The sequence below is a fragment of the Enterobacter sp. RHBSTW-00318 genome, assembly GCF_014101375.1.
Taxonomy (GTDB): Bacteria; Pseudomonadota; Gammaproteobacteria; order Enterobacterales; family Enterobacteriaceae; genus Enterobacter; species Enterobacter ludwigii.
The window spans coordinates 3,851,086-3,864,802 of record NZ_JABXQH010000001.1 but is presented as its reverse complement, the minus strand read 5'-3'; the positions used below and the strand labels follow the sequence as shown (position 1 = coordinate 3,864,802).

At 54.5% G+C, this 13,717-nt stretch carries 13 protein-coding genes; 6 read left to right on the top strand and 7 right to left on the bottom strand.

Going from position 1 to position 13,717, the window contains the following annotated elements:
• Nucleotides 1-377 precede the first annotated feature (377 nt).
• Complete coding sequence (gene galR, locus HV157_RS19130; RefSeq protein ID WP_020883772.1) at nt 378-1,394, top strand: HTH-type transcriptional regulator GalR; 1,017 nt, start codon at nt 378-380, stop codon at nt 1,392-1,394.
• On the opposite strand, the gene HV157_RS19125 is transcribed toward galR, so the two are convergent.
• The 4 genes from HV157_RS19125 to HV157_RS19110 form a co-directional block, all read right to left on the bottom strand.
• Complete coding sequence (locus tag HV157_RS19125) at nt 1,355-1,831, bottom strand: GNAT family N-acetyltransferase (protein ID WP_025203338.1); 477 nt, start codon at nt 1,829-1,831, stop codon at nt 1,355-1,357. The genes galR and HV157_RS19125 overlap by 40 nt on opposite strands.
• The gene (locus tag HV157_RS19120; RefSeq protein WP_014171459.1) at nt 1,828-2,601 is read right to left on the bottom strand and encodes a GntR family transcriptional regulator; all 774 of its coding nucleotides are present in this window, start codon (nt 2,599-2,601) and stop codon (nt 1,828-1,830) included. The genes HV157_RS19125 and HV157_RS19120 overlap by 4 nt, the downstream gene beginning before the upstream one ends.
• A gap of 90 nt (nt 2,602-2,691) precedes the next feature.
• On the bottom strand, nt 2,692-4,119 hold the full coding sequence (locus HV157_RS19115; RefSeq protein WP_182268831.1) for a glycoside hydrolase family 1 protein: 1,428 nt from the start codon (nt 4,117-4,119) through the stop codon (nt 2,692-2,694).
• Between the two features lie 7 nt (nt 4,120-4,126).
• Entirely contained in the window at nt 4,127-5,452 is a 1,326-nt protein-coding gene (locus tag HV157_RS19110) for a PTS transporter subunit EIIC (protein WP_020883770.1), read from the bottom strand.
• Nucleotides 5,453-5,752: 300 nt separating this feature from the next.
• Here HV157_RS19110 and HV157_RS19105 point away from each other — a divergent pair, with 300 nt between their 5' ends.
• On the top strand, nt 5,753-6,790 hold the full coding sequence (locus tag HV157_RS19105; protein ID WP_032678896.1) for a LacI family DNA-binding transcriptional regulator: 1,038 nt from the start codon (nt 5,753-5,755) through the stop codon (nt 6,788-6,790).
• Here the strand turns inward: HV157_RS19105 and lysA are convergent.
• Nucleotides 6,760-8,022 (bottom strand): diaminopimelate decarboxylase, encoded by a 1,263-nt coding sequence (gene lysA / locus HV157_RS19100; protein ID WP_047356704.1) that lies wholly within the window; start codon nt 8,020-8,022, stop codon nt 6,760-6,762. The two genes, HV157_RS19105 and lysA, sit on opposite strands and share 31 nt — an antisense overlap.
• Before the next feature lie 122 nt (nt 8,023-8,144).
• Between lysA and HV157_RS19095 the strand changes: the two genes are divergently transcribed.
• Nucleotides 8,145-9,068, top strand: a complete 924-nt coding sequence (locus HV157_RS19095) for a LysR family transcriptional regulator (RefSeq protein WP_014171464.1) — start codon at nt 8,145-8,147, stop codon at nt 9,066-9,068.
• Here the strand turns inward: HV157_RS19095 and HV157_RS19090 are convergent.
• Nucleotides 9,063-9,755: an aspartate/glutamate racemase gene (locus HV157_RS19090; RefSeq protein WP_059305879.1), complete on the bottom strand. Its 693-nt coding sequence runs from the start codon at nt 9,753-9,755 to the stop codon at nt 9,063-9,065. The two genes, HV157_RS19095 and HV157_RS19090, sit on opposite strands and share 6 nt — an antisense overlap.
• A gap of 136 nt (nt 9,756-9,891) precedes the next feature.
• Here HV157_RS19090 and HV157_RS19085 point away from each other — a divergent pair, with 136 nt between their 5' ends.
• Nucleotides 9,892-10,215 carry a cupin domain-containing protein gene (locus HV157_RS19085; RefSeq protein WP_059305878.1) on the top strand — a complete coding sequence of 108 codons (324 nt, stop codon included), beginning with the start codon at nt 9,892-9,894 and terminating at the stop codon, nt 10,213-10,215.
• Between the two features lie 41 nt (nt 10,216-10,256).
• On the opposite strand, the gene wzz(fepE) is transcribed toward HV157_RS19085, so the two are convergent.
• Nucleotides 10,257-11,381: an LPS O-antigen length regulator Wzz(fepE) gene (gene wzz(fepE), locus HV157_RS19080; protein ID WP_182268830.1), complete on the bottom strand. Its 1,125-nt coding sequence runs from the start codon at nt 11,379-11,381 to the stop codon at nt 10,257-10,259.
• A gap of 540 nt (nt 11,382-11,921) precedes the next feature.
• Here wzz(fepE) and HV157_RS19075 point away from each other — a divergent pair.
• On the top strand, nt 11,922-12,812 hold the full coding sequence (locus HV157_RS19075; protein WP_014171468.1) for a sugar ABC transporter permease: 891 nt from the start codon (nt 11,922-11,924) through the stop codon (nt 12,810-12,812).
• On the top strand, nt 12,805-13,707 hold the full coding sequence (locus HV157_RS19070; protein WP_025203331.1) for a carbohydrate ABC transporter permease: 903 nt from the start codon (nt 12,805-12,807) through the stop codon (nt 13,705-13,707). Before HV157_RS19075 ends, HV157_RS19070 begins: the two co-directional genes overlap by 8 nt.
• Nucleotides 13,708-13,717 lie beyond the last annotated feature (10 nt).

The window sequence follows — 13,717 nt, the reverse complement described above, 5'->3', positions numbered from 1 at the left end:
GCAGATTACACGAGAAGTGATACGGGAGCGACTGCAAAGTTGAGGCGAAAAAAAACCTGCGCATCCGCGCAGGTTGGTGCAAGAGAAGAGTACGAAACCGTACTAAGAATTCTCACCAATCAATACCTCTGGGATCTCGACTCTATCAATCTCCCCCTCATCCTCGCCATCGGACAATCGCAACAGCCTGAGGCAAAGTGTAACTAAAGGTTCAGATTGACATTATTCAGACATGACTGGCCGTGTAACGATTACACGGCCAGGGTTGTGCTGCGTCACGTTTGTGGAGGGCGAAACCCCGCGCCCCTTGAATGCACGGCGCTTTTCCGCAACACTATTTCGTGTGTAAACGCTTACCCCCACTAAGAAGGTATGTAATGGCGACAATAAAGGATGTGGCCCGTCTGGCTGGTGTTTCAGTGGCGACCGTCTCGCGCGTGATTAACGACTCCCCTAAAGCCAGTGACGCATCACGCCAGGCGGTGCAAAACGCCATGGAATCATTGAATTACCATCCGAATGCCAACGCCCGCGCCCTTGCCCAACAGTCTACTGAAACCATCGGACTGGTGGTGGGCGATGTGTCTGACCCGTTTTTCGGCGCCATGGTAAAAGCGGTTGAACAGGTTTCTTATCAGACCGGCAATTTTCTGCTGATCGGCAATGGCTATCACAACGAACAAAAAGAACGCCAGGCTATCGAACAGCTGATGCGCCACCGCTGCGCTGCGCTGGTTGTTCACGCCAAAATGATCCCCGATGCTGAACTCATTCATCTGATGAAGCAGATCCCCGGCATGGTGATCATCAACCGAATTATTCCCGGTTTTGAGAAACGCTGCGTGGCACTCGACGACCGCTACGGCGCCTGGCTTGCTACCCGCCATTTGATTCAGCAGGGCCATACCCGCATTGGTTATCTCTGCTCCAATCACCCGATTTCCGATGCCGAAGATCGCCTGCAGGGCTACTACGATGCCCTGCGCGAAAACGGTTTGCCGTGTAATGACCGGCTGGTGGCCTACGGCGAGCCGGATGAGAGTGGCGGCGAACAGGCAATGACAGAGCTGCTGGGGCGTGGACGGAATTTCACGGCGGTTGCCAGCTATAACGACTCGATGGCCGCCGGGGCAATGGGGGTGTTAAATGACAATGGAATCGAGGTGCCGGGAGAAATTTCACTCATTGGCTTTGATGATGTGCTGGTGTCCCGCTACGTGCGTCCCCGCCTGACCACCGTACGTTACCCGATTATCACAATGGCAACGCAGGCTGCGGAGCTGGCACTGGCGCTGGCCGAACAACGCCAGCCACCGGATATCACCCACCTGTTCAGCCCCACCTTAGTCCGCCGTCACTCTGTAGGTTCGCCAGCAGAAGCGGGAGAGGAATAGCGATACAGATGTACCGTTTTGTTCGGGTATTCGAGCGCATCGCCAATGTACTGCCAGCCGTAACGTTCGTAGAAGTCGCGGCAGGCAGACCACAGATGCAGTTCGTGATACCCGGCCTGCGCGGCATAGGCGATAACATGCTGCTGCAGTTTTCCCGCCAGTCCCTTACCACGCGCCGCTTCATCAACGTACAGCGCAGCCAGCCACGGACAAAGATCCTGTCGGGTGATTAAATCGCAGCGCCAGATCCCGACCGTACCCAGAAGCTGTTCGCCCTCCAGAGCAATAAAGGTCAACGGTAACGCGCCCGGCGTCTGGCTGTGTTCAACGATGCTCTGGAAAAACGCCCGCGTAAGCCCGTCACCGAACGCCTGCCAGATCCAGTCAGTTACCTGTTCCGCATACTGAGGCGCGGCATAGAGAGGCAGAATAGTCACACCAGCTTCCCCTGAAACACGGGCACAGATTCAAAAAGATAACCGTCAAAATCCGGCGCATCTTCATCGGAGAGTTCAAGTAAGCTCTTTTTCACATTTTCCAGATGCTGGAACATCGCCTGCCAGGCGCCCATCACGTCACGACGACGAAGCGCCGCGAGGATAGTTTGCCTGTCGCCCAGCCATTTCAGGCGGTATGCACGGCTGGCGATATGCCCATTGAATTGCTGCCACAGCGGGCTGCTGTCCATGTGGTGCCAGATACTCTCTACCGTTGCCAGCAGCATCTGGTTTTGCGTTGCCCCCGCCAGCACCAGGTGAAACATTTTATTGTTGTCCTGACTGTTATCGTTGGCGGCAATGGCACGCTGCTCCTGCTCAATAATACGTCGCAGATTGTCGATGTCTGCGCGTGTCGCCATTTTGGCAGCAAACGCGGCGATGTTGCTTTCGAGGAGCTGGCGCGCCTGCAGGATCTCAAAGGGGCCGACGTCGCTGTTCAGAAAACGTTCTTCTTCGTTTTCGTGTTCTTCAGGAATACGCATCACATAAACGCCAGACCCCTGGCGGATATCCACCGTGCCCTGCAGCTCCAGCATCAGCAATGCCTCACGCACGATGGTACGACTTACGCCGTACTTCTCAGCAATATTACGCTCGGGCGGCAGACGGGAACCTACGGGATAGTGCCCCTGGATAATTTGCGCCCGTAAATCCTCGCCAATTTCCTGGTACTGTTTTTTTTCCGGCAGGATGACAGCCTTATCCACGTTTTCACCTGTTTTTTCAGTTAATGCGCAGGCCGGGCGTCCTCCCGGCCAGTTTGTGCGCTATTTTACCAGAACCAGCATGGTTTTCGCTTACTTCCATTCATCATCGACCGGGAGCGTGAGCACGCGCGCATCGCGCAGCTGCCGGAACCAGCTCGCCGACCTTTTCGCCCGCCTGGCGCGATTGTTATCGAGATCGATCTCAATGAGCCCGTAGCGGTTTTTGAAGGCGTTCATCGGTGATACGTTGTCCGTAAAGGCCCACAGCATATAGCCATGACAGTTTGCCCCCTCCTCCCGCGCCAGCAGCGTGTAATAGAGGTGCTCGCGAATGAACGCAATGCGGTACTCGTCGTCAATGACCCCGTCACTGTTGCGAAATTGCGTTTCGTTCTCCACGCCCATCCCGCTCTCCGCCACGAACCAGTCGATATTGCGGTAGTCATTTTTTATCCGCATCGCCATATCGTAGATAATGCGGGGGTAGATTTCCCAGCCGCGGGATTTATTCATTCGCCGTCCTGGCAGTTCGAACGGTTCGTAGTAGTACGCCGGGTGGAACGGTGTCTCCGGGTGCCAGGCACGAGATGGCGCTTTCACCCGATGCGGGTAATAGAGGTTTATCCCCAGCTCATCGACGGTGTTCTGCGCAATCAGTTCCAGCTCTTCTGCGGTGTAGTCCCACGCCACCTGATGCTGTTCCAGCAGCGTAAACAGTTCTGGCGGGTAGCGCCCGTGCACCAGCGGATCGAGAAATACGCGGTTATAGAACAGATCGTACTTCTCTGCGGCGTTAACATCGTGCGGCGCGCACGAGCGAGGATAGGTGACTTCGGGGTTGAGAATACAGCCAACCGAGCCAGGGTACCCTTTGGCGCGAAACAGCTGTACAACCTTTGCCGTCGCCAGAACCTTATGGTGGTTCCACTGCATCCATTTACCGGTATTCTGCTCGTAGGGCCAGCGCAGCGCATCGAGATAAACGCGGGTCTGTACCACGATCGGTTCATTGAAGGTAAACCAGCGGGTGACTTTACCGTGGTAGCGTTCAAAGACTTTTTCCGCATAGCGGACAAACAGGTCAACAACCTGCTTTGAAGCCCAGCCGCCGTAAGTGTCAAGCAGCACGCCCGGCAGCTCGTAATGCTTGAGGCAGATCATCGGCTCAATACCCTGACGGTGTATCTCATCGAACAACGCGTCGTAATAGGCGGCGTACTCCTCGTCCACCGTCACTTTTTCATAGTCGGTTAAAAAACGTGACCAGTTAATCGAGGTTCGGTAGTGCGTCAGCCCTGCCTGCTTCATCAGCGCCACATCCTCGCGAAAGCGGTTGATAAAGTCGGTCGCCACCGCCGGGCCATAGCCGTTGTGCCAGACGTGGCGATCGTTTTTGTACCAGAGATCGATCCACGAATCCTGCCCCGCCTTTTTGCCGCACCAGCCTTCGGTTTGCCAGGCTGACGCGGCCGCGCCCAGAATGAAATCCTGCGGAATGGTTATCTGTTTTGTCGTCATCACATCCTCATGCATTGTCGGTCGCCTGTTGCAGCGCGGCCTGTTCGGCACGTCGTGAAGCAATCTTCACAAACGGCAGGTAGATAATGACGGCAGTCACGATGCAGATAAGCTGAGTGATGACCGCCCCCATCGATCCGGCAGTGGAGAGCCAGGCGTTGATCAGCGGCGGCGTGGTCCACGGCACCATCACCACGGCTTTACCGGCAAAGCCGGTCACAGTGGCAAAGTAACCGATAGAGCCGGTCACCAGCGGCGTGATAATGAAAGGAATGGCGAGGATCGGGTTAAGCATGATTGGCATGCCGAAGATCACCGGCTCGTTGATGTTAAAGAGCCCCGGACCAATGGAAAGCTTGGCGATCTCTTTCATCTCTTTGCGTTTGGTGGCAATCATGACCGCGATCAGCAGGCCGATGGTCAGCCCCGACCCGCCGATGCTCATGTACACATCCCAGAACGGCATGGTGATGATATTCGGCACCTCTTTGCCCTGCTCAAAGGCGCTCATATTAACGGTGATGGCGCCTAACAGCAGCGGCTCGCGGATCGGCTTGATCATCTGGTTGCCGTGAATACCAATCACCCAGAAAAGCTGTGCGACAAACATCAGCAGCAGAATGCCCGGCAGGCTTTGCACCACGCGCTCCAGCGGCTGTTGCACCACCTGATAGACCGCGTCATAGAGATACATGCCGGTGAGTTGATGGAAGACGAAACCCAATGTGGCAATCGCGGTAGTGGTGATGATCGCCGGGATCAGCGCGGAGAACGATGCCGCCACGTTTGGCGGTACGGTGTCCGGCATCCTGATCTTCAGCCCCTTGCGGTTTTCCAGCCAGCAGTAAATTTCTACCGACAGAATCGCGATAAACATGCCGAGGAACAGGCTACGGGTATCAGAGAACTGACGCAGCAGCACGTCTTTCACCACGTGCATTTCACCATCCACCAGCATCTCGACGGTTGTTGGCGTCACGCAGATAAAGCAGATCACCGCCAGCAGGCCAGGGAATAACGATTTGATCCCGTTGATGCGGCCCAGTTCGATACCGATTAAGAACACCGCGCCAATGTTAAGGAAATTCAGGGTGGCGTAATTGAGCGCGCTGGTGATGGGTTTTAGCGTGGCGAGGAAAGAGAGGGACTGGAAGCTCGCCAGGCCATTTTTCGGATCCAGTACCATATTGGAGATCAAGACAGAGAATGCCCCAACGATGATGACCGGCATTAAGGTAATAAAGGCAGACTTGATCGCCATGATATAGCGATAACTGTTGAATTTTGTGGCAAAACTGCCCAGAGCGTCGATCAGTTTTTCCTGTAATGCCATAGGGTAATACCTCAGTAAAAGGGCTTTTATTGGATAAGGTGTACAGCCGGATACTATTGGCATACCAAAAATAGCTTCATGTCGGGTTTTGTTCTGTGATTAAGCTCTCAACGACGTAACAGGTATTCCAAAATGCGGTTTATATCGATTTTGGCATACCACTTAAAACCCTGTATTTCGAACTGACCGATCGTTACCTAAAAGCGTGATCGTGCTGGAAGTTTTGCCCTTCCCGCATCGCTTATGCACCGGATGGTCTGTGTTAAACTGCAGATCGTTACGTGGAATCAGGAATGTCTAATGGCAACAATGCTGGATGTCTCATTGCGCGCGGGCGTGTCGAAAGCCACGGTATCGCGCGTGCTGAACGGCACAGGTCAGGTTAAAGAGAGTACGCGTCAGCAGGTGTTTAATGCGATGGAAGAGCTGGGCTACCGCCCAAATTTTCTCGCGCGTTCGCTGGCAAACCAGACCAGCAACAGCATTGGTCTGGTGGTCTCTACCTTTGATGGTTTTTACTTTGGTCGTCTTCTTCAGCAGGCCTCCCGGCAGACGGAAACCCACGGCAAACAGCTGATCGTCACGGATGGTCACGACGCCCCGGAGCAGGAAGAGCAGGCGGTACAAATGCTGGCCGATCGCAAATGCGATGCCATCGTGCTTTACACCCGCTACATGAGCGAAAAAGCGATTATGAAGCTGATCCATTCGGTGCAAACCCCGCTGGTGGTCATCAACCGTGAAGTCAGCCAGGCGCCCGATCGCTGCGTGTTCTTCGAACAGCAGGATGCCGCCTTTAAGGCCGTGGATTACCTGATCAACCAGGGCCACCGGGAGATCGCCTGTATCACCGTCCCGATCCACACGCCAACCGGGAAAGCGAGGCTGATGGGCTACCGTAAGGCGCTGGAAAAGCACGGCATTCGTCTGGACGAGCGGCGGATTAAGTATGGCGATGCGGGAATGACGCGAGGATATGAGCTCTGCAAAGAGCTGATTGCCGACGGTATAGCGTTTAGCGCTCTGTTTGCCTGTAACGATGATATGGCGCTGGGTGCGTCCAAGGCGCTACACCAGGCGGGGCTGCGGATCCCACAGGATATTTCCCTGTTTGGCTTTGACGATGCCCCATGCGCGAAATGGCTGGAGCCAGCGCTCTCGTCGGTTTATCTGCCTATCGACAATATGATCGTTACGGCTATCGATCAGGCGATCCGGCTGGCAAAAAACCAACCGGTCGATGCGATCCCGCCGTTCACCGGTACGCTGGTATTACGCGACTCGGTCACGACGGGGCCGTACTTCACTCAGACGAGTTCCAGCGCCAGCAGTTCCTGAATGGTCTGGCGGCGGCGGATCAGCCGCGCCTTGCCGTTATCAAACAACACTTCTGGCAGCAGCGGGCGGCTGTTGTAGTTTGAGGACATTGACGCCCCGTACGCACCGGTATCGTGCAGCACCAGATAGTCGCCTGGTTTAACTTCCGGCAGCGCGCGGGTTTCCACTTTCCCCCCTTCCTGCTGGGTAAAGACATCACCAGACTCACACAGCGGGCCCGCGACAACCGTCTCGATACGCGGCGCGTGAGTTAAATCGCGGCCATCGGCAGCCAGAGCCGAAATGTGGTGATAGCTGCCGTACATTGACGGGCGCATCAGATCGTTAAAGCCGGCGTCAATCAGCACAAAGTGGCGCGAGCCCATCTCTTTCACGCTGCGAACCTGCGCCACCAGCACCCCGGATTCAGCCACCAGGAAACGACCCGGCTCAATTTCCAGCTTCACGGCATGACCAAGATGCGCGGCGACCTGGTCACGCGCGGCGCTCCACAGGCCGTAATAGTGATCGGTGTCGATTGCCTCTTCCCCTTCACGGTAGGGAATGGAAAGACCGCCCCCGGCGGAGATCGCCTCCAGATCCTGACCACACTCGACCACCTGGCGTACCATCGCGCCACAGACCTGCTCAAGGTGCGCGTAATCCACGCCGGAGCCGATGTGCATATGAATCCCCACCAGCTTCAGATTGTAACGCTGCAGTACGTCCAGGGCAGCGGGCATATCGGCATACCAGATACCGTGCTTGCTGTTTTCGCCGCCGGTATTGGTTTTTTGGCTATGACCGTGACCAAAGCCAGGGTTCACGCGCAGCCAGACGCGGTGGCCCGGAGAAACCTGCCCAAGCTGTTCCAGCATATCCACGGACCCGGCGTTTACCGGCACCTGTAGCTCATGGACGCGAGCAAGCGTGGCGTCGTCGATCACATCGGCGGTAAACACAATCGCGTCAGGATCGGTTTTCGGATCAAACCCGGCCGCCAGCGCGCGCTCAATCTCCCCCAGGGAGACGGAGTCGACCTTCACACCCTGCTCACGCATCAGACGCAGAATGTGGATATTGGAGCACGCCTTCTGGGCAAAACGCACCACGTCAAACTGATGCAGGGCAGCAATCTTCTCGCGAACGATCTGCGCGTCGTAGACCCACACCGGACAGCCAAACTCGGCAGGCAGGCGTAGCAGGTTTTCGGCATTCAAATCGGTATCAGTCTGGTTAAGCGGGCGTGGCATGGTCTTTCTCCGGGGTGACATTTTTTTATGATTACGCCACAGCAGGAAGAGAATAAAAAATATCGTTTTATCGCGAGTCTATGCAAAAATGATATGGACAGTTCTCTGTATTCAGGTGACCTATGCCCGCCGTCAATTTACGCCATATCGAGATTTTTCACGCCGTGATGACCACGGGCAACCTCACCGAGGCTGCGCAGATGCTCCATACCTCGCAGCCAACGGTCAGCCGCGAGCTGGCGCGATTCGAGAAAGTGCTGGGACTGAAGCTGTTCGAACGCACACGGGGCAGGCTTCACCCAACGGTACAGGGGCTGCGCCTGTTCGAGGAAGTGCAGCGCTCATGGTACGGGCTGGACCGCATTGTCAGTGCAGCGGAAAGCCTGCGCGAGTTTCGGCAGGGCGAGCTATCGATTGTCTGCCTGCCCGTCTTTTCACAGTCTTTTTTGCCGACGCTGCTCCAGCCTTTTCTGGCCCGATATCCGGAGGTGAATCTCACGATTGTCCCGCAGGAGTCACCGCTGCTCGAGGAGTGGCTCTCCGCACAGCGCCATGATTTAGGCCTGACCGAAACCCTCTCTACGCCCGCGGGAACGGAACGCACGGAACTGCTCTCTTTAGATGAGGTGTGCGTGCTGCCAGCCGGGCACCCGCTTGCCCGCAAGCAGATTCTGACGCCAGCGGATTTTCACGGTGAAAACTACATTAGCCTGTCACAAACCGACAGCTACCGGCAGCTGCTGGATTCACTGTTTGCCGAGCATCAGGTGAAGCGCAGGATGGTGGTCGAGACCCACAGTGCGGCCTCCATTTGCGCCATGGTGCGCGCCGGGGTGGGCGTTTCGGTGGTGAATCCACTGACGGCGCTGGATTACGCCGGGCGCGATATTGTCATCCGCCCGTTTAGCCTGTCAGTCCCGTTCACCGTGAGTCTGATCCGCCCCCTCCATCGCCCGGTCTCAGCGCTGGTGGAGGCGTTTACGGAGCACCTGATAGCCCATGCCCGTCAGGTGGCGCTTCGTTTATCCGATCGGCAAAGTTTATGACAGCATAAACTCCACGGCATCGGCGGCATGAATCGCGGCGGTATCGAAGACCGGAATCGGGCTTTGCTCAACCGGCACCAGTAAACCGATTTCCGTACAGCCGAAGATCACCCCTTCCGCCCCCTGCTGCGCGAGTTTTTCAATCACGTTAACGTAATATGCCCGGGATGATTCGCTAAAGGTGCCGAGGCAGAGTTCATCAAAGATAATCTGGTTGATGCGGGCCCGGTCTGCCTCATCCGGGATCAGGCTTTCAATGCCAAACTGGCTGCTCAACCGACCGCGGTAAAAATCCTGCTCCATGGTGTAGCGCGTTCCCAGCAGCGCCACACGACGTAATCCGGTTGCGGTGATAGCCCGCCCGGTTGCATCAGCAATGTGCAGGAAGGGCAGCGAACAGCGCGCTTCGATATGGGGCGCGACTTTATGCATGGTGTTGGTACAGAGCAAAATCCCCGCTGCTCCCGCACGCTCCAGCCCCAGCGCGGCCTCGGCCAGTATTTCCCCGGCTTTATCCCATTCACCGCTCGACTGGCAGGCTTCGATTTCATGGAAATCTACGCTGTGCAGCAGCAGGCTGGCAGAATGCAGGCCCCCCAGACGTTGCTTCACCCCTTCATTAATCAGGCGGTAATAGGGGATTGTCGATTCCCAGCTCATCCCCCCTAACAGGCCGATCGTTTTCATCATCCCTCCTTATGTGTTTATCCCAGTGAAGCAAACTTGTGATCGTGTTTCCAGTTCTTTGTCACGTCGTTTCTTTTTAACCTCTGGTGATATAAATTAAATGAAACATTGTTTTAATACATTCTGGGGTGACGATATGTTTATTTTCCACAACGAGACCATGCTTGACGATCTGGGGAACGGTGTGACGCGCCGTATTCTTGCCCATGGCGGTAAAATGATGGCGGTGGAGGTGAATTTTGAACAGGGCGCGACAGGCCCACTGCATAACCATCCTCATGAACAGTTAACCTATGTGCTGTCCGGCGAGTTTGAGTTCACGATTGGAGACGAAAAACATGTGGTGACGGCCGGGGATACCCTCTACAAAAAGCCACATGTGATGCACGGCTGCGTGTGTCTTAAACCCGGCACGCTGCTGGATACCTTCACGCCGGTACGTGAGGATTTTTTGAAATAAAAAAAGGGCGCTGATAACAGCGCCCTTCTCGTCTGCGTTTTTTATTCCGTTACAGGCTCGACCAGAGAATTGCGACTGAGCATGGCCTCACGCAGTAATACGCTGCCACAGGCAAACAGCCCGCCCAGCAGTCCCGCCAGGATCACAATCAGGGCTTTGCCCGGACCGTCTTTTTTCACCGGCATGGATGGAGAGAGCTGATACTTGAACGGTTCAAGTTTGACGTCTTCGACAGACAGCTTTTTCAGCTGCGCCAGGTAGTATTCCCGGTTCTGGAAGTCTGCGTTCAGCTCAGCGATGTCCTTGAGATTTTTTTCAATCTGCAGTTTTTGCGCGATACCGTCGGCACCGAGCGCGACGGAGTAATCCGGATCGTCTTTAACCGCCTGACCGTTGCTGTAGACCGGCTTTTTGATACCCGCCGCGTTGGCCACTTCCAGAGAATAGTTAAGACGCTGCAGATTGGTGTTGTGCACATTCGTCAGACGTACCCGATCCAGCTCCAGCTGTTGCTCCACCACTTTGGTTTTCAGGGTGATCTGGTTACGGATATTCTCCATGGTTTCCTGCTCAACAATCTGCGAGATGTAATCCACGTAACCTTTAAGAACCGTTTGCGCATCCCCCGCCGTCGGCGCGGTGAAGCTCAATGTCCACGAGACGTACGGCGCTTTATCCGCGTCTTTTGCCAGGGTGTTATCTACCGCTTTCATCTTTTCGGAGATATTGACCACCGCACGATGCAGCTCAAGCGGATCCACGTCAGTGCCTTCCAGCTGTGCCATCACGTAAGGTGAGGATTTCATGTACTCCTCAAGCAACGACTGCGACTGGAACTTTTTAATAAACTGGTTAAACACGTCCGGACGGGTAATTTTCACGTCCACGTCGAGCACCTGCAGGGCCACCATCATCTGGCGCAGCGGGTTCCACTGCGTCTGTTCCGCCGGTGTGATCACCGCTTTACTGGTCCATTTTTGTGGCAGTAAGAACGCGATGGCCAGTCCAACCAGTGCGAATGCGAAGGCAATCACGACGATACGTTTTTTTGCCGCCAGAAGAACTTCTAACAGTCCCAGAAGGTCAATTTCTTTGGAACTGACTGCCGGGGCCGCGTAATGGGGGAAGTCGAGATCCGTATTTTTTTTGAAATCCATTGCTGACATAGCCATTCTTCTTTTGAGGGTGCAGACCATTTCTGCCTGATTGGTTACAGTGGTCCGATGATACAAGAAAGTAAGAATTATCTGAACGAAAGAATGATCCAGCTGTAGACCTGCTATCAGAATTAGTAGTTAGTTTCTCCACGGTATTGTCTTTATTAATCATCCGGTTCTTTCCGCCCGACCTCCTCTCTCTTCTTTGAACGCCTGAAATAGCGCAAAAATGCCATCCTCATCACCTTATTGAAACACCGTTTCGACTTTGATCACATTTCCGCTATTAAGCGAATGACGCAGAAACAAATAGCAATAATATAAAATAAAACGGCGTTTTATTATCCAGGAACACGAGTTCTACCGTATTGAAACCCAGGCGTTTGGCTCAACGATGAAATAGAAAAAAGTCTTATAAAACAAAGTTAAATGAAGTAACCGTGACACGTATTACCCAGAACATCGCCGTTCAGGCTCGGTTTCGACAGCCTGAAAGGTTGTTACAGATGCAGATTCCGTTTTAAACCATTGATTACCAGGTAGGTAAGTATGAATGAAAACAAGCTGCTGGGGCTCGCGTGGATATCACCCTACATCATTGGGTTGATACTCTTTACGGCTTTCCCCTTCGTCTCATCGTTTTTCCTGAGTTTTACGGATTATGACCTGATGAGCCCGCCGGTATTTAACGGCATTGAAAATTATCGCTACATGTTTACGGAAGACACGCTCTTCTGGACATCAATGGGAGTGACGTTTGCGTATGTATTTCTGACTATCCCCCTGAAGCTCGCCTTTGCATTAGGGATTGCGTTTGTTCTGAACTTTAAATTACGCGGTATTGGATTCTTCCGTACCGCCTACTATATTCCGTCGATCCTCGGCAGCTCCGTGGCCATTGCTGTTTTGTGGCGCGCGCTCTTTGCCATTGATGGTCTGCTGAACAGCTTTATTGGCGTATTTGGTTTTGACCCGGTGAACTGGCTGGGTGAGCCCTCGCTGGCCCTGATGTCGGTCACCCTGCTGCGCGTCTGGCAGTTCGGTTCCGCGATGGTCATCTTCCTGGCCGCGCTGCAAAACGTACCGCAGTCGCAGTATGAAGCGGCGATGATCGATGGGGCATCCAAATGGCAGATGTTCACGAAAGTGACCGTGCCGCTGATCACGCCGGTGATTTTCTTCAACTTCATTATGCAGACCACCCAAGCGTTCCAGGAATTTACTGGACCGTATGTCATTACCGGCGGCGGGCCAACGTATTCCACTTACCTGTTCTCACTCTACATCTACGACACCGCGTTTAAATACTTTGACATGGGTTACGGCGCAGCACTGGCGTGGATCCTGTTCCTGGTGGTGGCCATTTTTGCCGGTATCGCCTTTAAGTCATCGAAATATTGGGTGTTCTACTCCGCCGATAAAGGAGGCAAAAATGGCTGATATCCAACAACTTTCCACGGCGAGGACGATTGCCGAGCGTGAAGTCGCCCGCACGCTGCGCAGAGAGAAAATTAACGCCGCTGTGCGCTACGTGATCCTGCTGTTTGTCGGCCTGCTGATGCTTTATCCGCTGGTGTGGATGTTCTCGGCGTCGTTCAAACCGAACCACGAGATTTTCACCACTCTCAGCCTGTGGCCTGCCCATGCGACCTGGGACGGTTTTGTGAATGGCTGGAAAACCGGTACCGAATACAACTTCGGCCATTACATGCTGAACACCTTTAAGTATGTGATCCCGAAAGTGATCCTGACCATTATCTCCTCCACCATCGTGGCGTACGGCTTTGCGCGCTTTGAAATCCCGTGGAAGAAATTCTGGTTCGCCACCCTCATCACCACCATGCTGCTCCCCAGCACCGTGCTGCTGATCCCGCAGTACCTGATGTTCCGTGAAATGGGCATGCTCAATAGCTATATGCCGCTGTACCTGCCGCTGGCCTTCGCCACCCAGGGGTTCTTCGTCTTCATGCTTATCCAGTTCCTGCGCGGCGTGCCGCGTGACATGGAGGAGGCGGCGCAAATTGACGGCTGTAACTCGCTTCAGGTGCTGTGGTACGTGGTGGTGCCGATCCTGAAACCGGCCATTATCTCCGTCGCCCTGTTCCAGTTCATGTGGTCAATGAACGACTTTATCGGGCCGCTGATTTATGTCTACAGCGTGGATAAATACCCGATAGCACTGGCGCTGAAAATGTCCATCGACGTCACCGAAGGGGCGCCGTGGAACGAAATTCTGGCAATGGCGAGCATCTCCATTCTGCCATCCATCATTGTCTTCTTCCTGGCACAGCGCTACTTCGTCCAGGGCGTCACCAGCAGCGGAATTAAAGGTTAAGAGGGAAATA